Origin of the sequence: Paraburkholderia sp. MM5482-R2, assembly GCF_050436125.1 — a bacterium.
Classification (GTDB): Bacteria; Pseudomonadota; Gammaproteobacteria; order Burkholderiales; family Burkholderiaceae; genus Paraburkholderia; species Paraburkholderia tuberum.
The window spans coordinates 433,584-453,109 of sequence record NZ_JBNDLP010000001.1 but is presented as its reverse complement, the minus strand read 5'-3'; the positions used below and the strand labels follow the sequence as shown (position 1 = coordinate 453,109).

The following is a 19,526-nucleotide window of genomic DNA, read 5'->3' as shown; positions in this document are numbered from 1 at the left end:
AGGTTTGAACTAAACCGCTGACGCGGTAGCAGGTGGTTGGCCAACGGCGTCGGCTTCGGCATCGTTGACGGCGAGCATTTCTTCGAATGCGACGATGGCAGTGCAGTTTCTGCCCTGTCCATTTCGAAGGAGTCCGCCATGACGGCATTACGTCGACGCATGATCGAGGATATGCGCGTGCGCAACCTCGCGGCCAATACCCAGCGCGCCTACCTGCAGCAGGTCCGCGGCTTCGCCCAATACTTCGGACGTTCGCCTGCGCTGCTGGGCCCGGAGGAGATTCGCGCTTACCAGGTGCACCTCGCTGAATTCCAGCAGCGTTCCCGGAGCACGCTGGTGGTGGCCACGGCGGCGCTGCGCTTCCTGTACACCATCACGCTCAAACGCGACTGGCCGATCGACGAGATCCCCATGTCGAAGGTACCGCGCAGACTTCCGGTGATTCTTAGCCCCGACGAGGTGACGCGGTTTCTCGAATCGATCAGAAGCGTCAAGCATCGCAGCCTGCTAATGGTGGCGTACGCGGCTGGCCTGCGCATCTCGGAAGCAACCCGCCTGAAGGTCAGCGACATCGACAGCCAACGCATGGTACTGCGTGTCGAACAGGGCAAGGGCGACACCGACCGCTACGTCATGCTTTCGCCGCGACTGCTGGAGATCCTGCGCAGCTACTGGCGTATCGGCCGGCCACAGTACTGGCTGTTCCCCGGGCGGTTTCCTGACCAGCCCATCGATCCAGCAACGATACGCCTGGCGTGCCAGCAAGCGCGTCGCCGTGCCGGCATCAGCAAATCCATCACTCCGCACTCCTTGCGTCACGCGTTCGCGACGCACCTGCTCGAATCAGGTACCGATGTGCGGACCATCCAGTTACTGCTCGGCCATCGCAGCCTCGCCACCACGTCGCGCTATCTGAAGGTCGCAACCAGCACCGTCTGCGCGACGACCAGTCCGTTCGACCGACTGCCTCTACAATCTCCTACATCGATCTGCTCCGCGCCGCCGTCCGTAAGCTGAGCGCGATCATGCGCGCCGCACTGGAGTTGGCGGACGTTCTGCGTCGCCACGGGCCAACGTATCGGGAAGTCCATGTCGACTCGCTCAGCCGGGAGCAGCGTCGCGTCATGAGCGCGATCGAGCAGTGTCGTACCGCAGCGCTCGGTGGCCACGTCGAACAGTGCGACACATGCGGACATCAGCGCATCGCCTATAACTCCTGCGGTAACCGGCACTGTCCGAAGTGCCAGTCGCTCGCCCGCGCGCAATGGCTCGAGGACCGCCAGGCCGACCTGCTGCCCGTACCGTACTTCCATGTTGTCTTCACCATCCCCGAGGAGATCGCGTCGGTCGCCTTCCAGAACACGCGCGTGGTCTACGACATCCTGTTTCAGGCCACGGCCGAAACGCTACAGACGATCGCTTCCGATCCACGCCATCTCGGCGCGACCATCGGCTTCATCGCGATCCTGCACACGTGGGGGCAGAATCTTGTGCATCATCCCCACCTGCACTGCGTCGTCCCGGGCGGTGGCCTCGCACCCGACGGCAGCCGCTGGGTAGCCTGCAAGCCTGGTTTCTTCCTGCCCGTGCGGGTGCTTTCGCGTCTGTTCCGGCGACTGTTCCTCGAACGGTTGCAGCACGCCTTCGACGTGGGCGAACTGCGGTTCTTCTCCTCGCTGGCGCACCTGGCCGAACGACGCGAATTTGCCCGCTACCTGGCCGGTTCGCGGCACACCGAGTGGGTGGTCTATGCAAAGGAGCCGTTCGGCGGCCCGCAGCAGGTCCTCGACTACCTCGGCCGCTACACACACCGCGTCGCGATCTCCAACAACCGCCTCGTCGGCCTGAGCGCCGACCACGTCACGTTCCGCTGGAAGGACTATCGTCATCCGGGCCGGCCGCGCGTGATGCACCTGGACGCCCACGAATTCATCCGGCGCTTCCTGCTGCATGTGTTGCCGCGTGGGCTACAACGCATCCGCCACTACGGGTTGCTCAGCAATCGCCTGCGTGAGCCCCGGCTGACCGTATGCCGTCATCTGCTCAACGTCGAACCCACCGCCATGGCCTGCAGCGTTCCCGAACCTGACTATCGCGACCGCTACGCGAAACTCACAGGCCGCTCGCTCCGCGACTGTCCGGTGTGCTCGCGCGGGCGCATGCTGTGCATCGACCGGCTGTTACCCTGTGCGCCGCCGCGAGCACCACCGGCGAATTCCCGATGAATCTCGACCCCTTCTCCTGCAACACCGGTTCCAGCGCGTCCCGCAGGCACCGTTGGACACGCTTGGCCAGACGGCGCCGACCGTCCACGCACGCACCCCGCGTCGATTGTTCATCGTCTGCGTTGCGCGGACATTCCTTGCTCAACCCGGACCGCCAACCGTTCATCCCGGACGCTGCGAATACTGTCGTCGTGAACATCGCAAGCGCGCGTCGATTCAATGCCCATAGCCCAACCGTCTGCGGAGCGGTTTAGCTCAAAGAATTTTTAGCGAAGCACAGACGGCCCGCACGTTGTGCCAACGCGCGCCTCGTGCGCCGTCTGCGCTTCGCTAAAAATCCTCTGCCTTATCAGATGCAGCGATTTTTTTGCGTGGCGCTTTCCGGCCGTCGCCCGGTAGCGAGCGATCAATTCGTGATTGATCTGCCGTGCCCGGGCGCTTCCGACCGCCCCTGACGGCGCGTGGCGAAGTCAACGCACCTTAAGTTGATCCGGTTGCTGCAGAACCGGACCGCCCGCTGGTCGTGATTGCGTGAAGGCAGGCCGATCGGGTAGGGTGGCGACATCCCAACCACAACGAGGAATCAACGATGAACAAGCAGGAACTGGTGGATGCGGTTGCGGCGCTAACCGCTGAAAGCAAGGCCGCGACCGGCGAGATGATCGACGCGGTGATCGCAGCGATCACCGGCGCAGTGACAAAGGGCGATACCGTCCAGCTGATCGGCTTCGGCTCGTTTTCCACGGGTGCGCGCGCCGCACGGGTCGGACGCAATCCGGCGACCGGCGCCGAAATCCAGATCCCCGCGGCGAAGACCGTCAAGTTCACGGCGGGCAAGGCGTTCAAGGATGCCGTCAACGGGGGCTGATGGCTGGCGCTGGCGGCCGCTACAGTACCGGTTGAAAAAACGGGATCCCACCGTCATAATGGAGGTATAGCGGCGCTGCGGTTTAAATATGCCCGGATCACCTGCGACAAATTGGCGTCGGCGATCGTAAGCGTACTTTGAGTACGTCAGGTCCGGGTACCGCACCTTTTCCAGTAGCCTCCTTCGGGAGGCTATTTTTATATGGGCGCAACGATTTGGGCGCAACGATTTATCTCGACGAAAGCGGCTGCCTGGGCTGGAAACTCGATGCGCCCTACCAGCGAGGCGGCTCGAGCCGCTTCTTCACGCTGGCCGCTGCAATCATCCCGGATGGTGCGGAACCTGTTCTTGAACGGGTCGTACGCGGGGTGTACAAGCATCGGGGACGCTCGCCTGGCAACGAACTCAAGTCCGTCCAGCTCTCGTCCGGCGAGCGAATGGCTTTCGCGGGTGAACTCGCGAAGATCCGAGCCAGGCGTCCCGACATCCGTTTCGTCACGATTACGGTGCGCAAGGAAAAGGCGAACAGCGCATTCCGGCGCACGCCCAACGGCCTTTACAACTTCATGGCGAAGCTTCTGCTTCTTGAGGTCATGAGCGAGTACGATTCAGTGTGCTTCATTCCTGATGCGCGTTCACTGAAGGTCGAACTGAAACATTCGTTGCACGAGTACCTGTGCACCGAACTCGCGGGCCGCGGCGCCGAGACCATGCTGCAGACCACCCCATGGGAAAGCAGGGACAGTTTTTCCCTTCAGTTCGTCGACTGGATGGCGGGTATCGTCTGGGCACACCATGAACATCGCAACGGCGACGCCTACAAGTCAGCATCGCCGAATATCGCCCAGCGCTGGCTATTCTTCTGAACGCCCCATGCCTGTTCCCCAAAGGCGCAATCTCTTTGGGATGCGACGTTGCCGCGCTTTACCCCGAACAGTGACGCGCTATCACGATAGCCATATCAAGTGATCAATGGACAGGCCGTTGGGCAGGCTGACCAAGGCATTGGCCGCCGCACACCGACGTGACGATCCGTCTGATCCGCGCGGTGGTCGCGGGCTGCCGCGCTGAGCCGGCATTGAACTCATGGTCGACGGACATACGGGGCGACGACACGTACTGGAGAAGATCGATCTCGGCATTGCCGTCGATCTGCCCGATGGACTTTTCGTGCCGGTGCTGCGCGACGTCGCGCATCGCGATGCGGCGGATCTGCGCGCCGGTCTCGACCGGATGCGCGCCGATTTCCGCGCGCGCAAGATTCCGCCGGAAGAAATGCGCGGCAACACGATCACGCTGTCGAACTTCGGGATGATTTCGGGGAAGTACGCAGCGCCCATCGTCGTGCCGCCGACCGTCACGATCCTCGGAGCGGGGCGCATCCATGAACAGGTGGTCGCGGCAGACGGCGTGCCTGCCGTGCATCGGATCTTGCCGCTCAGCTTGACGTTCGATCACCGCGTCGTGACAGGCGGTGAAGCGGCGCGCTTCCTGGCGGCGACGATCGCGGATCTGCAGAATGCGTGATAACGGTCAGCGTGTGCTAGGCGTGATTCGCCGCCAGCATCGCATCGATAAGAGCGCGCGCGTCGCGGTCGATGCACGTGAGGGCAACGCTCTCCGAGTCGTATGTAACGGGATCGGCGAAGTCACCGGTGACGTGTTGTTTTCGCGTCCTTCTACGTAACGACCACGTGACGCGATAGGTCAGCGCGATTCCATCGGACAAACGGGCCGTTCGCGGCTCCATGTGCGCTTCGATAACGAATCCGCGATAACGCCCGACGATGTGACGTTTCATTGATTCATGAACGATCAGGCAGCCAGGCGGCCAATCCCCATTTCCGGGCGGCGCTGGCCCGGCGGGAACACATGCCGTGTGCCGTCGGCATGGCGAAAGAAGAAGAGTGAAAACGTCCCGGACGGCCGGTCGATCTGAATGCACACGCGGCATGTGCCGCCCGAGCGGGAGCGGTCGAGCAGACGCACGCAGGCCCCGCGGCCCCGCGTCGGGCCAACGAGTTTTTCGACCTCGGAACGCAGTGACCTGTTGCCCGCCATGATTTTCCCTTCGATATACGATAAGTCGATGCTATGGAGATCGGTGCGTGCGTCCAATCGGCGCTGGCGGAACGTCGTCTCAGGAAGCGCTGATTTCAGCCGTCAGGATTTCCTGAATCAGAACCAGCATGCACAACGACATTCAAGGGTTTTTGCCCCTCGGCGGGCCCGCAATACTCAAAGATCGAGAACCAGCTCCGCTGATTTCGCTCGCGACACGCACACCATGATCTGCGTATCTTTCTCGTCGTCGCGTAGCACCAGGTCCCGATGATCCGCCTCCCCTGAGCACAACGCTGTCTTGCACGAGCCGCAGGTGCCGCTTTCGCACGAACTCGGCACGCGCACGTTGGCGTCGCGCAGCACTTCGAGGATCGAGCGATTGGCGGGAATGTCGAACGACGTGCCGCTGCGCGAAAGCCGCACAGTGAAAGGCGTGCTTTCGCGCGAATTCGCGTTGCCTGCACCGAAGCTCTCAAAGTGAACCGTGCCCGACGGCCAGTGGCCGGTCATGTCCCGCACGGTGTCCATCAGCGCCTGCGGTCCGCAGCAGTACACGTGTTGCGCCGACTTCGACCGCTCAAATACGGGCCAGAAGTCGAATGATTTCGACGGGTCGCCGTGATCGTGGTGAATCTTCACGTCCGAACGCCATTCGTCGCTGGTCAGTTCATCGAAGAACGCCGTGCCTTCCGGATCGCGGGAGAGGTAGTACAGCTTGAACGAGCGCAGGCCTTCCGCTCGCAACTGCCGCGCCATCGACAGCATCGGCGTGATACCGATACCGCCCGCGACGAGAATGAATGACTTTGCGCGCTCATCGAGGGGAAACTCGCTGCGGGGCAAAGAGACGTCCACGGCGTCGCCCTCGGCCGTATCGTCGACGAAGCTCATCGAGCCGCCGCGTCCGTTGCTGTCACGCTTCACCGCGATGACGTAGCGATTGCGCTCGTGCGAGCCATTGCACAGCGAATAACTGCGTCGCGAGCCGTTCGGCACCACGACGGTCAAGTTCGCGCCCGCCTCGAACGGCGGCAACGGCGCGCCTTGCGGGTCGGTCAGTTCAAAGCGCCAGATGTCACGGGCGATCTTCTCCTTGCCTGCGATCTTCAGACGAAGAAAACCGTCTTCCTGGGGGGGCGTCATGTCTGTCTCCTTCTGACCGATCTGGTTTTGTGTCGTGTCAACATGAGCGCATGATATTACTAGATCTCTAATTACGCAAGTCAAGAGGACCGCTTCTTTGCGATCTTGCTCTCGGTAAAAACCCGTGCTTGCAAGTGGCATAAAGTCACCGTAAGCTGAATATTAGAGCTCTAATTATGCGGCGGGGGAGCCCTGTTCCGGCCGGTATCCAGAGTGAAATTCGGAGACATTCAGTCATGGCACATTCAACGTTGCACTCCGGGGATTTATCCCTGTCTGCCGTAGCCGACTCGGCGGCGGAGGAGGCGACCTACCGCAAGATCACGTTCAGGTTAATGAGCTTTCTTTTCCTGTGCTGGGTCCTCAACTATCTCGATCGCGTCAACGTCAGCTTCGCGCAGCTGCAACTGAAGCACGATCTTGGGTTGAGCGACGCGGCGTACGGGCTCGGCGTGAGCCTGTTTTTTATCGGCTACGTCCTGCTCGAAGTGCCGAGCACACTGTTGCTGCGGCGCATTGGCGCCCGCAAGACCGTCACCCGGATAATGCTGCTCTGGGGCGCCATCTCCACTGCCATGGCGTTCATGACCGCTCCATGGCAGTTCTATCTTGCCCGGACGCTCCTCGGCGCGGCCGAAGCGGGCTTTTGGCCCGGCATCATCCTCTATCTCTCGTACTGGTACCCGTCGAAGCGCCGCGCTCGTATCACGTCGCGGTTCCTGCTGGCGATCGCGGTTGCGGGGATTGTCGGCGGCCCGCTCTCCGGGTTCATCCTGCAAAACTTCATGGACGTCTGGGGCTTTCGCAACTGGCAGTGGCTGTTCTTCCTTGAAGGCGTGCCCGCCGTGATTGCCGGTGTCGTGGCTTACTTCTACCTGATCGACCGGCCGCAAGATGCGACGTGGCTGACCGAGGATCAAAAACGAATCGTCATCGGCGCGCTCGACGAGGAAGGTCGCAGCAAACCGCATAACTCGCCGAGCACGCTCTTCGCGGCGCTGCGCGACCCGCGCGTGTACGTGATTGCCGCGGGTTGGGCCACGGTGCCCATTTGCGGAACCATCCTCAACTACTGGACGCCCACGATCATCAAACAGGCGGGCGTTTCCAACCTGTTGCAGATCGGCTTCCTGTCGGCGCTGCCTTATATCGTCGGCGCGGTCGCCATGCTGCTGATCGCACGCAGCTCCGACCTGCGGCTCGAGCGCCGCTGGCACTTCGTGCTGTCGACGACAGCCGGCGCCACGGGCGCGGTGCTCCTGACCGTTCTGACGCACAACTCGGTGGCCGCCATCGCGTGCCTGAGTCTCGTTTCGGTGAGCTATTTCGCGGCCGCAGCCATTATCTGGACCATTCCGCCGAACTACCTGAAGGGCGCGGCGGCCGCCGGCGGGATCGGCGTGATCAGCAGTCTCGGTCAGGTGGGCGCTTTCTTCGCACCAATCGTCCTCGGCTGGGTGAAGAGCGCGACCGGCAGTTTTTCGGCCGGCATCCTGCTGGTTGCGGCGCTCGTTTTCATCGGCGGCATCGCCGTCTTCTTCGGCGTGCCGCGCGAGCGGCAGGCACAGCAATCCGGTGCGTGACGATGCACGCGACGACCAGCATTTTGACAGTCAGACAGGAGCAGGAATGAGCAAGCTTCAACTTTCCATCGCGGTGGGGAACTACGACCGGATGCGGCCGCTGATCGACGGCGACGTCCAGATCGACGGTGTCGATCCCGTGTTCATGCTGCAGGACCCGGAGGAAATCTTCTTCCGTGCGTTCCGGCACGCGGATTACGACATTTGCGAGCTTTCGCTCAGCAGCTATTCGGTGAAGACGGCCGCGGGCACCTCGCCCTACATCGCGGTGCCGGTCTTTCCGTCGCGCGCATTCCGACACAGCTCGATCTACGTGCGTTCCGATCGCGGGATCGACCGTCCCGAGGACCTGAAGGGCAAACGCATCGGCGTGCCGGAATACCAGCTGACCGCCAACGTATGGGTGCGGCTCTTTCTCGAAGAGGAATATGGCGTGAAGGCGTCGGATATCCACTGGGTGCGGGGCGGCTACGAGGATCCGACGCGTGTGGAGAAGATTGCGCTCAAGCTGCCTGAAGGCGTCGTTCTGGAAAGCGCGCCCGAAGGGCAGACGATCTCGAACCTGCTGGCCGATGGCGAGATTGACGGCGTGATCGGACCGCGCGCGCCGTCGTGCTTCGACCGTGGGCATCCGAAGGTCAAGTACCTTTTCGATGATCCGCAGAAGAGCGCCGCCGAATGGTACGAGCGCAGGCAGCTCTTCCCAATCATGCACACGCTGGGCGTTCGCAAGACGCTCGCGGATCAGCACCCGTGGCTGCCCGGCGCGATCGCGAAGGCGTTCGAGCAATCGAAGGAAGTGGCGCTGGCCCGTTTGAGCGACACCTCGGCGACCAAGGTGACGCTGCCGTTCATCGAGGACCAGTTGCGCAATGCTCGGCGGCTGATGGGGCACGACTTCTGGTCGTACGGATTCGCGAACAACGAGCATGTGATCGACCGTTTCCTCGCGCAGCACCACGCCGAGGGATTGTCGAGCCGTCGTCTGCAGCCTGCGGAACTATTCCACCCGGCCAGCCTGGAGCGATTCAAGATCTGATCCCCTCGCGGCGGTTGCTCGTGCTGTCGCGCATCCGCAGACGCTGAGTGCGCGACAGATGCGCGGAAAGGGACAACACATCCAGGATAATCGGTCATCCATAGTAAAGATCAACATGAAGAGACACACATTCCCGCTCGCCTGCGGCGGGTTGCTGACGCTCGCCTGCACGGCGGCTCATGCGCAGAGTTCGGTCACGCTCTATGGCATCGTTGATGCGGGCGTCGAGTACGTCAACCGGGTGCCCCAAGGCGGTCAGACGGGCTCGGTGATCCGGGAACAGTCGGGCGATCTGGCCGGATCGCGCTGGGGGCTCAAGGCATCAGAGGACCTTGGCGGCGGCTACAAAGCCGTGTTTACGCTGGAGGGCGGGTTCAACGTGAACACCGGCGCACTAGGCCAGAGCGGACGGCTGTTCGGCCGCAAGGCATTCGTTGGCGTCTCAACGCCGTACGGCACGCTCACGCTCGGACGCCACCAGAACCTGCTCTACGAGCTGATGTATAAGTACGACGCGCTGACGTTCAACCCCAGCTATTCGGCGCAAAGCATGGACAGCCAGTTCGTGAATCGCGCGGACAATTCGGTGCGCTACGGCGTGCATCTCGGCGGCGTCACGTTCGCGGCACTGTACAGCACCGGCTTCGACGCGACGATTCCGAACGGTGGGAGCGTGCCCGGCGCAACGAAGGTGGGCCGCGAAATGAGCGCGGCGGTGCTGTATGATCGCGGGCCGTTCAGCATCGGGTTGACGTACGACCAGTTACAGGGCACCTCGATCGCGACACAGAGCAATGCGCAGCAGCGCGCGTTGCTCGGCGTGTCGTACGACTTCGGGCCGGTCACGACGCTGGCGGGCCTGCGCTGGCTGAACACGCGCAATACGGATGTGCCGCCGAGCTCGCTGCTCTATTGGGGCGGCGTGACCTGGAGGGTGAATGCGCCGCTTTCCATTTCCGCCAGCGTCTATCACACGCAGTTTCGCAATCCGCACGGTGGCCCGACGATGGGGGTATTGCTCGTCGACTACTCGCTGTCCAAGCGCACCGACGTGTATGCGGAAGGGGCGTATGTCTCCAATCGTTCATTTTCCAATGTCGGTATTCGCGGCACGGGCGTGGACATTGCGCCAGGCATGGACCAGGCGGGCGTGACCGTGGGCATTCGCCACACCTTCTGAGCGGCTTTGGCGATGCGCTCCAGTGTCTCTCGCGCGGGCTAAAGCGCTATGATTATCACCGGTCTGGCCACAATAACAGCGAGGAAGGCATGGCAGCAGCACGTACTTCGGGCAAGGGCAAGGGCGGGGGCGCGAGCGAGGACCCCATTCTGCGGCACTGGCGCGAGGCGGTTCCGGATGACCGTCTTGCTCACCTGGTGAAGGATGCAGGCCGCGCGATGATTCGCGGCCTGCAAATGCGCCTGGCGCAGCATGAAGTCTCGTTCGGCCACTGGGCTTATCTGCGTGTGCTATGGGTCACCGACGGGCTCACGCAGAAGGAGCTCAGCGACGAGACCGGCACCACCACGCCCACCACGTTCAGTGCGGTGTCGGCAATGGAAAAACTCGGGTATGTCGAGCGCCGCTATGAGCCCGGCAATCGCAAGAACACGCACGTCTATCTCACGCCGCGCGGCCGGAGCCTGAAAAACAAGCTGGTCCCGCTCGCGGAAGAAGTCAACGAAATTAGCGTCAGGGGCCTGAAAACCACCGAGATCAACGTCGCGCGGAAGGTTCTGCTGACGATCATCGAGAACATGGCACGCGACGAATCCGAGTCGGATAACCCGGCGCTGCGAATCCCGTCGACGCGGGAAGTGGGCAATCTGATCGCGGCACGCGGGGAAGAAATCGATCAGGAGTGAGGCGCAGCTCGGCGCTTCATGTCATTCCCGAGAAGCATATTCATTATAGATCTAATAATATTGGCGGACGTGCCAAGTCAACGACAGGCACGACGGCAGGCCACGGCATGCTGCTCTTTCGCTCAAAAAATACGGATCTGGAATGGATGGAATGACCCGCGCGGCGATGACGCGCAACGTCCGCGATGCGCTCGCGGAAGATGTCGGCGAGGCCGACTGGACGTCGCTACTGATCGACCCCGGCGCTTCGGCTGAAGCCGTTTTGACCGTGCGCGAAGCCGCCCTGTTGTGCGGCAGACCGTGGTTCGATGAAACACTCCAGCAGGTCGACCCGCGCATCACGATTGAATGGTTTGTCGGCGAAGGCGAACGGATGTACGAAGGACAGGCCGTTTGCCGGATCGCTGGCCCGGCGCGCGGCATGCTCACCGCCGAGCGCACCGCGCTCAACTTCATTCAGTTGCTTTCTGGCGTGGCCACCGAAACAAGCATGATGACGCGGGTCGTCGAAGGCACGTCTGCGCGGATTCTCGACACGCGAAAAACGCTTCCGGGATTGCGCCTCGCGCAAAAATACGCAGTTCGTGTTGGCGGCGGCGAAAACCATCGTCGGGGGCTGTACGACGGCATTCTGATCAAGGAAAACCACATCGCGGCCGGCGGCGGCATTGCGTCGACGCTTCGCGCCACTCAAGCATTGGGTGCGGATGTGCCCGTGCAGGTCGAGGTGGAGACGCTCGATGAGTTAAAGGAAGCGTTGGCTGGGGGCGCCGCGGCGATTCTGCTCGACAATTTCTCGATCGAGATGATGCGCGAGGCTGTGCGTGTCACCGCAGGGCGCGCCGAGCTGGAAGTCTCGGGTGGTGTGACCGAGCAGACGCTGCGCACCATTGCCGAGACCGGCGTGGACCGTATCTCGTTAGGTAAGCTGACGAAGAACGTCAGGGCGATTGATTTTTCGCTGCGCTTCGTGGCGTTCGCCGGGTAACGAGATCGGGGTGCATGTGTGTGCCTCGTAGGAGGAAGCGCTGATAAAAAAATCCCTCGTTTTAACTGTACATGGCTCAGTTAAACGAGGGCAATGAGGGCTTTTGCGCTTGCCTCGAACTATCAAAGCGTTACATCTGCGCCCGTTTCGCTCGACTTCAGAATCGCGATACAGATTTCCAGCGTGCCCTTCGCCCATTCGCCATCGTGAAGGGGTGAGCGTCCGTCGACGACCGCGCCATACAACTCGTCGATGACTTCGGCGCGCGGCACGGCGGGTGCTGGCAGCGACAGCGTTTGGCGCTGCTCGTCGCCATAGACGACGATCGAATCGGGCAACGGGCGCAGATCCGCGCGTTCGCACGAAACGATGACCGGACCGAAATGCTGATGAAAGCGCGGCGGCTCGTCCGCGGCGGCCGTTGGCGGCTTGTATGCCGATCCGCCGTAGGTGCCGGCCGCCTTGAGCCTGGCCTCGTCGCCCGAGGACGCGAGTGTCTCCAGACGGTGGCGGGCGCTGCCGTATGTGTCAGGACTCGTGCGATCGCCCATTTCGCCGATCCAGCCGCTCCACTCTTCGGTATTGAAGTGGCCATAGCCGTTGTACGAGAGCGAGGCATAAGCGCCGTTCTCGAACCAGATCAGCGCGGAATAAGCACCTTCGGTCGGGCGTGACGGATCCCACCGTCCTACACTCGCGCGCAGCCGCGTCGCGCGCGAGCCGGCGAGCATTCGCACGATGTCAACCTGGTGAGCCGCCTGGCTGAAGACGGCGCCGCCACCTTCAGCCGTGGCCAGCTCTTCGGGCCGGCGCGGGCGGTACAGGTAGTCGGTGTAGTTCACGGCCTGGATCATTTTCACCGCGCCGAAATCGCCGCGACTGATCAATTCGCGCGTACGCAGGTATGGCGTGTCGAAACTGTGGCAATGGCCGACGATCAGATGCACGTTCGCTGCGCGGCATGCATCGATCATGCGATCGCAGTCCGCGGCGGCGAGCGCCATCGGCTTTTCGACCAGCACGTGTTTGGCTTTTGCCGCGGCAATTTCAGTGTGCTGTGCGTGGAACTGGTGCGGACTCGCAACGTAGATGATTTCGACGTTGGGGTCATCCGCCAACTCCGCCACGTCCGCATACGTGGGCGCAGCGAAGTCGGCGGCGAACTGCCGCCGCGCTTCGTCACGCGGATCGCACGCAGCGACGAGCTGGACTCTGGGGTCGCGCAGGAAGGTCGGCAGCATCAGCGAGAATGCCCTTCCCAATCCTGCTACCCCGATGCGCAAACGGCGCTGCTCCATGGCCGTGCGCCTCCCGTTATTGCTTGACCTGATAGTCGGTTGCGAGCGCGGACGGCTGATCGGCCGGTTCCGGATTCTTCTTGCTGACGTAACGCGCGGCATACGTGCGCCAGTCGATTTCCTTCGGCACGACAGCCTGGTACGAGCAGACTTCCCGGGAAATCGCCTTTGCTCCGGTGCCAATTGCTTCGCCATCCTTCTCGAATTCTGCGATCGCATCGATCATGCGACGACGGAATTCGACGATGGCGAGATCGCTTGCGCCGAGGCGCTCGTCCGAACGGTTCGCAATCGGACCCATCGTGACCCACATGGCGATGTCCTGGTTCGGGAAGCCCGAAATGCCAGTGAAATTGCCGGCCTTCATCGCCTGACGGTCCTGCCAGAAGCGGTTGTCGTGATTGCGCAGCGGACGATAGTACTGGTCCAGATCAACACCGACCTGCTGACGCAGGAACTTGCGCCACGTTTCGGTTTCCGGCGTCGTCTCCGGATCGCCCCAGGCGATGAAGTAGAACGCCGTGTTCGTGTCGTCCATCGGCACGTTGATGTTTGCAACGTTGTACAGATTGTTCGGCGGAATCAGTACCGTTCCCGGCGCCACGAACACCGTGGAGCGTACGTAGTCGTGCGTGTTGGCGTTGAAGATCGGGCGGCGCAGCGCGGCGTAACGGAAGCCGTAGTCAGTGCGCTCGACCTGCAGGCGCGGGGCCTTGTCGGTCGACGGGCGCAACCAGTTCTTCCCGGTCGCTTCGGCGCCGCCGACGCGTGCCGGCACGAAGTCGGACGAATGCAGGCTGGAGCTGTGCGCGGAGTCGATCGCGCCTTCAAGGATTTGCGCCCAGTTGCACGGCAGCAGCGCCTTGGCGATGCTCACGCGGGTGTCGGCAGTCGGCGCCCAGGCCGGCGGCACGAATTCGGGAATGGCGTCTTGCGGGCCCATATACGCCCAGACCATGCCGCCCCATTGCTGCACCTGGTAGGCCTTGTGCTTGACCTTGTCGGTCATGCAGCTCGCTGCCGGCTCGGACACCATTTCAAGCACGTTGCCCGAGACGTCGAACTTCCAGCCGTGATACAGGCAGCGCAGGCCGGAGTCTTCATTGCGACCGTATACGAGCGATGCGCGACGGTGCGGGCAGTACTCGTCCAGCACACCAACGCTGCCTTCCGAGTCCCGGAATACGACGAGGTCCTCGCCAAATACGCGCGCTTTGACAGGTGCGCCATCCGGCTCGCTGACTTCTTCGATGAGGCAAACCGGTGTCCAGTGCCGGCGCATCAGTTGGCCCATCGGGGTATCGCCTTCGACGCGGCACAGCAATTCATTTTCTTGGTGGGTCAGCATGTAATGTCTCCCGGCGAAAGGTCGCCTTCATCAACAGGTGTTGCTCGACTATATTAGATATCTAGTGAAAGTGGCAAGAACCTTTGGGGGCGTCCGGGAAAGTACGGATGGTCAGACGTGCCGCGGAAATATTCGATCCCTAATATAAATAGGTGGGATTCATCGCCGATGGATCTGATTTGTGCGGCGCTGGCTGCGCTTCGGTGGGGACGGCTACGTTGTCGTCATCGATCCCGGGAAGCATGCTGGGGGTAAATCCGTTGAAACCGGAAACGAAGCGCAATTGTTTGGGTGACTACACCGGCGCGAAAGGGGCGCGCAATGGCAAGCGGCGATCGGGTGCTGCAGATCGCGGTATCGACAAGCCTGAAGACTGGAAGGGCAAGCGCATCGGCGTGCCCGAATGCCGGCCGAATTGTTCTACCCGGCTAGGCTCGAAAGGCTTAAGGATTTAAGCTGCGGTGACGGTGGAATGCTGGGAAATTCGCGGCGTTCTATATTTCGCGGCTATGATATAGCTCTTGATAAAGCAGGATTAATCGAACATGACAGACTCTGTATTGAAAGATGTCGAAGCCCCTGTGCGGGAAAGTGACAACAGCCTCGTTTGGTCAGACGCACGGCTACTCGGCTTCACGCCGATGGATGACGTGCATAAGGAATTCTACGAAGTCGCACTACGGCTCGTGACCTGCACCGACGCGAGCGCCCTTGCCGCGATCGAGGAATTCGAAAAACACGCCGTCAGCCATTTCGAGCAGGAAGACGAATGGATGCGCACGACAAACTTTCCCCCGCGCGACTGCCACATCGACGAGCACGAAGCCGTGCTGAAGTCAGTCCGAGACGTTAAAGCGGCGGTCGAAGCAGGGCAGGCCGGTTGCGCGCTGGTGCATGACATCGGCATGCATCTGTACAACTGGTTTCCAGGACACGCCGACTACCTGGATTCGGCGCTTGCCGCATGGATGACGAAGCAGACGATGGGTGGAAAGCCTGTTGTCTTAAGACGGACGATTTGAGCTTTGATATTTTGACGTTTGAGATCTTGAGACAAATATAAAAGGCCCTGCCAAAACTCACCACTCGCGGCACCTCATAGAGGAACGCCCGCGATTCGTGGAATTCTCACCAAAATTGTTAAGCGGCTAATTTGATGCACGTCGATCGGGCGCCCGTCGCGAGTCATATGCGTGAGTGAGCGGCCGTTCTGCAGTCCTTCGGCTCTCTATGCGTCTATGCTCTGCGCGCTCAGAGTTTTCCTGCGCAGCGGCTCCCGTCAACACATCGTCGCTTTCCGGCATCACTACTGGAATCGCAGCGGACGATATCGGTGCCGTTCAGCTCCCCGACTCGCGCAGCACGATGTGACCGAGTTCGGCGAGGCGGGCGGCGTCGACGCGCACGCTCGGGCAGGAGATGCCCATGGCGGCGATCATCTCGTCTTGCGCGTCGTAGATCGGGCGAGCCACGCAGCGGATGCCATCGGTGAATTCCTCGTCATCGATGGCATAGCCCCGCTGGCGCGTCTGTTCCAACTCCTGCGCGAGGGCCAGCTCTGAAGTCAGGGTGCGCGATGTATAGGTGGCCAGTTCGGCCGGCGTTTCGGCATGGCCGAAGGCCAGGAAAGCTTTACCGAGCGCCCGTGCAGTGCAGCGGCGACAGGGCGCCAATCGGATGATCGACCTTCAGCGGCAGGGTCGAGTCCACCTTGTCGATATACCAGACGCGCGAGCCGACCAGCACCGACAGATGCGTGCATTCCCCGGTGGAGGCGGCGAGCCTCTCCAGCGCCGGGCGCCATGCTTCCTTGATCGCCACGACTTCCTCGAGCGTGCGTTGTACCGGCTTGCCCGGCTGACTGCCGTTCGAGGGCAGATAGCGCCGGTTGGAATCCTGCGCCGCATAGCCGGCAGCAACCAGCGTCTTCAGAAGATGGGCGGCCATGGATTTGTCCATTTCGAGTTCGCTCGCGAGTTCCGTTAGCCGGACGGGGCCGCGATGAGTCCGCAGATACGTCAGTGCTTCGAGGCCAAGAGTCAGGGACTGGAGCAGTCGCATGAATATCCCTCCACGCCAATAAAAAGTTTTCCTCAATTGGTTGCGCGTTTCCGTCCATTGCGAACGGAAGAACTACGATGACCGTTGGTAATCGTGCGAAGCCAGGAATATCGTTGTGAAAAGCGACTGGTATCTCGATATCGGAGTTTGCATTATGATCAGGAATGCGAATGCAACAGGCGTGAGCAATCACGGCGCGTGCCGCAGTCAGTGAAGTGCGAGCCCCGCGCTGGTTCAGCAGTAGTGGCGCAGGTTAATCATCGTATAGGCAAGCGTCTTGAACGCGTAGTGAACGTCACTGATGCGTTCAAAGCGCAGCAGCAGACGGCGGAACTTGTCCTCCCAGGCGAAGACCCGTTCAATGGTCCTGAAGCGCTCCTCGAAGATGGCCGGATCGTAGCGCTGCTTGCGGCCCCCCTTCGGTATTTTGCGTCCGCGCGGATTCTCGGGGATGTTCGGGGTCATGCCGCGATTGAAGATCGCCTTGCGGTTGGCCCTGCAGTCGTAAATGCCATCCAGGCTGACGATTGAACCGTGCAGGTCCGCGCCAATGGCGCGGGCCATGGCGGTAAGGCTGGGCAGCGCGTCGCGCAACAGCGGTGATTCGTTGCGGTTGCCGGGAGCGCTGATGAATGGAGCAATGACGTTGCAGTTGCGATCGCACAAGGCCACCACCTTGTCGCCCTTCAGATGCTTGTGCCCGCTATACTCGAGATTGTCGCCACCTTTCTTCGCCGCCGTCGTGGTGCCGTCGCCGTGGATGACCGAAAGGTCAAGCAGCTGGTCCTGATGAAGTTGCTGCACCGAGCCCGAAAAGATGGCGTCGATGCAACCATCGGCCTGCCAGCGACGAAACGTGCGGTAGATGCGCGTATAGTGAATTTCAGGGTGACCTTCTGCATTCCTGTCGATCGGCAGCATCTTCCATTGGCAACCCATGTACAGTGCCTGCAGGATGTAGTTGAAGATCCTGTGCAAGGCCAGCGTGGGGGGAGGTCCGCGACGGCCCAGGCTCAGATGCGGCCAGACAAATTGCTCGAACTGCTCCAGGCGCAATCTTGTTGGAATCTCTTGCCAGTATGGGCTTCGGGTCATTCGCTGCGTCCAGAAATCTGGACTTTAGCCGATCTGGCTACTCTGACCTGAAATCCAGTCCTGGCGCGGCTTGCAGACAAATTCCACGGCCGTCGAAAACCCGCAGCCAGTTGATTATAGTTTTCTTTCCCTACAACAACCTTCGACGTTCTCGTGAGCGCAGATCCGTTACGTGGTACGGCGGATGTGGCAAGCTGATATGAGAGGACGGCCTTCTCAAGTTGGTCGAGGAAAGGTGAAATCTTTGACAAAGAGTAGGATTGCAAATCAAAAAATGCGGACGCCAGATTCTGCCATTGTCCATTGACGCCGGGCCGCCAGGCGATCCTTCAATTCTGCCCGGTGTCGATCTGCATTCATCAGATGTCGAGGCGGCGCGAAGTGCTGCCGGATCAGGCCGAAGCATGAGAGGAAACCCCGTGTGCGATGTTGCGCAGCGTAGTCAAATCGGGCAGCCTTTCGGAACTTGCGGACGGGATGTTTCAGGAGGCTGGGTGAACGTGGGGGCCTGCTGCTATTTCAACGCACGGCATGGCAGATGACATCCGCCGTCACGCCCCAAGCCTACATTGCGTTCGCCCGAGAACTGTGCGATGCGGTAGGGTGCGGTTTCACTAGCCGAACAGGGCAGTCCATGAAAAACAGGAACTGAATCCGGCTCGGATAATGGGGGGAAAGCAATACGGCGGGTGGTAGTCCGGCGATTGTCAGCGGCGACGTGGAATTCGATGAAAACGGACGGTTTGAAATTCACATTGATGAAGCGATAGCGCGATGGCGGGATAAATAGTCAATCTGGCTCTGCGACCGCGGCTGACCTCAGTGGCTAATCCGCTGAGAATGCGGCAACCACACGGGAAGCAGGAGAATGGAGCGAGGAAAAATAAAGAAGACTGAGGCTCTCGATAAACCGGGCCCCGAAGAAAATGAACCAAGAAAAGTTGGTTCCACGCAGTGAGTTTCACACTGTCAGTTTTTGACGACTTTCAGATCGCCGATGACAGCGATCGCCGGTGCATGGGAAAGGAGTGTTCGCGCTGCGGACGCTGAAAGCGGGGGAGCGCGTGTTGGAATACAGGGGTGAGGTGATTTCCTGGCGACGGGCCGCCCGCGCAGCACCGGCGAGACGGCATCGAGGGACACACGTTCTTTTTCGGGCTGGAGGATGGCCGGGTGATCGACGGCAGCCGCGGGGGCAACAGCGCGCGCTGGCTGATCACTGCTGCTCGGCGAACTGCGAGGCAGTTGAGGAGGCGGGGCGCGTGTTCAACCACGCGATCCGGGACATTACGGCTGGCGGCGAACTCTTTATCGATTACCGACTGGAGACGGACGAGCCACTTGATGGTGACCTGTGTCGGTACTACGCGTGCCTGTGCGGTGGTGCCGCCGCACCATGCTCGGGCCCGGGAAGCGAGCGTTACCCGGGACGCGCCGGGTCATGCCGACGCTGGCAAAATCCCGGAGCACAGCTCGTCCGGAGTGGAGCGCAAACGGCTGGCCCCTGTCGCTTGCGCTGCCGGAATTGCCCGCAATGGGTGGACAGTCAACAAGGCAGGTGTCTGCTGTGCTTCAAGGCCTGCGGTGCAACCAGTCCCGCATCGGATGGGTGTCCAGCCAGCGGAGTTGCCGGCTCCTGTGATGTTCACGTCGGTAGTGCTCCGTCACGAGGATGGCAGCCATGATCAGAACGATCACTCCCAGCATGATTCCCGAAATTGATTCGGCCATGGCGACCTCCTGTCGAGTCGCAAACATGCCTACAGTTTAGGTGATGCGCCGGCGCGTCGGGTACTCTAACTGTTCCTTCCTGCTGCCGCCTCCTGCCGCCTTGCGCAGCCCAAACCGGGAAGGATGCGAAGAGGCTGCCACGAGCATGGGCGCGTTGATGACCCGGGTTTAGCGCTGCTTGTCCTACTCGGCAAACGGGGGCGCTACCAGGGGCAGC

Annotated in this window: 19 protein-coding genes and 3 pseudogenes; 13 read left to right on the top strand and 9 right to left on the bottom strand. The window is 61.3% G+C overall.

The window, feature by feature from the left end; genetic code table 11:
- Positions 1-36 precede the first annotated feature (36 nt).
- The 5 genes and pseudogenes from OKW37_RS02120 to OKW37_RS02100 all read left to right on the top strand — a co-directional run.
- Positions 37-1,017 carry a tyrosine-type recombinase/integrase gene (locus OKW37_RS02120; RefSeq protein ID WP_429400968.1) on the top strand — a complete coding sequence of 327 codons (981 nt, stop codon included), beginning with the start codon at positions 37-39 and terminating at the stop codon, positions 1,015-1,017.
- A 5-nt stretch (positions 1,018-1,022) separates the two neighbouring features.
- A complete protein-coding gene (locus OKW37_RS02115) occupies positions 1,023-2,225 on the top strand; it encodes an IS91 family transposase (RefSeq protein ID WP_429401703.1) in 1,203 nt (400 codons plus the stop codon).
- A 574-nt stretch (positions 2,226-2,799) separates the two neighbouring features.
- A pseudogene (locus OKW37_RS02110) lies at positions 2,800-3,093 on the top strand (HU family DNA-binding protein); the annotation flags it as partial.
- Positions 3,094-3,308: 215 nt separating this feature from the next.
- Positions 3,309-3,959 carry a DUF3800 domain-containing protein gene (locus tag OKW37_RS02105; protein WP_121325516.1) on the top strand — a complete coding sequence of 217 codons (651 nt, stop codon included), beginning with the start codon at positions 3,309-3,311 and terminating at the stop codon, positions 3,957-3,959.
- 140 nt (positions 3,960-4,099) lie between these two features.
- Positions 4,100-4,620: pseudogene (locus tag OKW37_RS02100) on the top strand (2-oxo acid dehydrogenase subunit E2); the annotation flags it as partial.
- Positions 4,621-4,636: 16 nt separating this feature from the next.
- Here the strand turns inward: OKW37_RS02100 and OKW37_RS02095 are convergent.
- The 3 genes from OKW37_RS02095 to OKW37_RS02085 form a co-directional block, all read right to left on the bottom strand.
- On the bottom strand, positions 4,637-4,894 hold the full coding sequence (locus OKW37_RS02095; protein ID WP_429400966.1) for a hypothetical protein: 258 nt from the start codon (positions 4,892-4,894) through the stop codon (positions 4,637-4,639).
- Between the two features lie 14 nt (positions 4,895-4,908).
- Entirely contained in the window at positions 4,909-5,154 is a 246-nt protein-coding gene (locus tag OKW37_RS02090) for a hypothetical protein (protein ID WP_121325667.1), read from the bottom strand.
- Between the two features lie 177 nt (positions 5,155-5,331).
- Entirely contained in the window at positions 5,332-6,300 is a 969-nt protein-coding gene (locus OKW37_RS02085) for a PDR/VanB family oxidoreductase (protein ID WP_121325517.1), read from the bottom strand.
- Positions 6,301-6,536: 236 nt separating this feature from the next.
- Between OKW37_RS02085 and OKW37_RS02080 the strand changes: the two genes are divergently transcribed.
- The 5 genes from OKW37_RS02080 to nadC all read left to right on the top strand — a co-directional run bounded on the left by OKW37_RS02080 (position 6,537) and on the right by nadC (position 11,776).
- Complete coding sequence (locus OKW37_RS02080) at positions 6,537-7,883, top strand: MFS transporter (RefSeq protein WP_429509762.1); 1,347 nt, start codon at positions 6,537-6,539, stop codon at positions 7,881-7,883.
- A 46-nt stretch (positions 7,884-7,929) separates the two neighbouring features.
- Positions 7,930-8,922, top strand: coding sequence for an ABC transporter substrate-binding protein (locus OKW37_RS02075; RefSeq protein WP_121325519.1), 993 nt, complete (start codon positions 7,930-7,932; stop codon positions 8,920-8,922).
- A 115-nt stretch (positions 8,923-9,037) separates the two neighbouring features.
- Positions 9,038-10,102 (top strand): porin, encoded by a 1,065-nt coding sequence (locus OKW37_RS02070; RefSeq protein ID WP_429401698.1) that lies wholly within the window; start codon positions 9,038-9,040, stop codon positions 10,100-10,102.
- Between the two features lie 89 nt (positions 10,103-10,191).
- Positions 10,192-10,788, top strand: a complete 597-nt coding sequence (locus OKW37_RS02065; RefSeq protein ID WP_121325521.1) for a MarR family winged helix-turn-helix transcriptional regulator — start codon at positions 10,192-10,194, stop codon at positions 10,786-10,788.
- Positions 10,789-10,930: 142 nt separating this feature from the next.
- A complete protein-coding gene (nadC, locus tag OKW37_RS02060; RefSeq protein WP_429401695.1) occupies positions 10,931-11,776 on the top strand; it encodes a carboxylating nicotinate-nucleotide diphosphorylase in 846 nt (281 codons plus the stop codon).
- A gap of 122 nt (positions 11,777-11,898) precedes the next feature.
- On the opposite strand, the gene OKW37_RS02055 is transcribed toward nadC, so the two are convergent.
- The gene (locus OKW37_RS02055; RefSeq protein ID WP_090812399.1) at positions 11,899-13,074 is read right to left on the bottom strand and encodes a Gfo/Idh/MocA family protein; all 1,176 of its coding nucleotides are present in this window, start codon (positions 13,072-13,074) and stop codon (positions 11,899-11,901) included.
- 16 nt (positions 13,075-13,090) lie between these two features.
- Entirely contained in the window at positions 13,091-14,422 is a 1,332-nt protein-coding gene (locus OKW37_RS02050) for a Rieske 2Fe-2S domain-containing protein (RefSeq protein WP_090812398.1), read from the bottom strand.
- A gap of 218 nt (positions 14,423-14,640) precedes the next feature.
- Between OKW37_RS02050 and OKW37_RS02045 the strand changes: the two genes are divergently transcribed.
- Together OKW37_RS02045 and OKW37_RS02040 are read left to right on the top strand one after the other, a co-directional pair.
- Positions 14,641-14,877: a hypothetical protein gene (locus OKW37_RS02045; protein WP_143037346.1), complete on the top strand. Its 237-nt coding sequence runs from the start codon at positions 14,641-14,643 to the stop codon at positions 14,875-14,877.
- A 90-nt stretch (positions 14,878-14,967) separates the two neighbouring features.
- Positions 14,968-15,444 carry a bacteriohemerythrin gene (locus tag OKW37_RS02040; RefSeq protein ID WP_090812397.1) on the top strand — a complete coding sequence of 159 codons (477 nt, stop codon included), beginning with the start codon at positions 14,968-14,970 and terminating at the stop codon, positions 15,442-15,444.
- A 318-nt stretch (positions 15,445-15,762) separates the two neighbouring features.
- Here OKW37_RS02040 and OKW37_RS02035 read toward each other — a convergent pair whose 3' ends face one another.
- The 3 genes from OKW37_RS02035 to OKW37_RS02025 all read right to left on the bottom strand — a co-directional run bounded on the left by OKW37_RS02035 (position 15,763) and on the right by OKW37_RS02025 (position 17,578).
- Positions 15,763-16,095 (bottom strand): IclR family transcriptional regulator C-terminal domain-containing protein, encoded by a 333-nt coding sequence (locus OKW37_RS02035; protein WP_429401693.1) that lies wholly within the window; start codon positions 16,093-16,095, stop codon positions 15,763-15,765.
- Positions 16,055-16,483, bottom strand: coding sequence for an IclR family transcriptional regulator domain-containing protein (locus OKW37_RS02030; RefSeq protein WP_429401691.1), 429 nt, complete (start codon positions 16,481-16,483; stop codon positions 16,055-16,057). Before OKW37_RS02030 ends, OKW37_RS02035 begins: the two co-directional genes overlap by 41 nt.
- Positions 16,484-16,717: 234 nt before the next feature.
- Positions 16,718-17,578, bottom strand: a complete 861-nt coding sequence (locus OKW37_RS02025) for an IS5 family transposase (RefSeq protein ID WP_429401689.1) — start codon at positions 17,576-17,578, stop codon at positions 16,718-16,720.
- 1,013 nt (positions 17,579-18,591) lie between these two features.
- Here OKW37_RS02025 and OKW37_RS02020 point away from each other — a divergent pair.
- A pseudogene (locus tag OKW37_RS02020) lies at positions 18,592-18,837 on the top strand (SET domain-containing protein-lysine N-methyltransferase); the annotation flags it as partial.
- A 313-nt stretch (positions 18,838-19,150) separates the two neighbouring features.
- Here OKW37_RS02020 and OKW37_RS02015 read toward each other — a convergent pair.
- On the bottom strand, positions 19,151-19,309 hold the full coding sequence (locus OKW37_RS02015) for a hypothetical protein (RefSeq protein ID WP_167368858.1): 159 nt from the start codon (positions 19,307-19,309) through the stop codon (positions 19,151-19,153).
- Between the last annotated feature and the right edge of the window lie 217 nt (positions 19,310-19,526).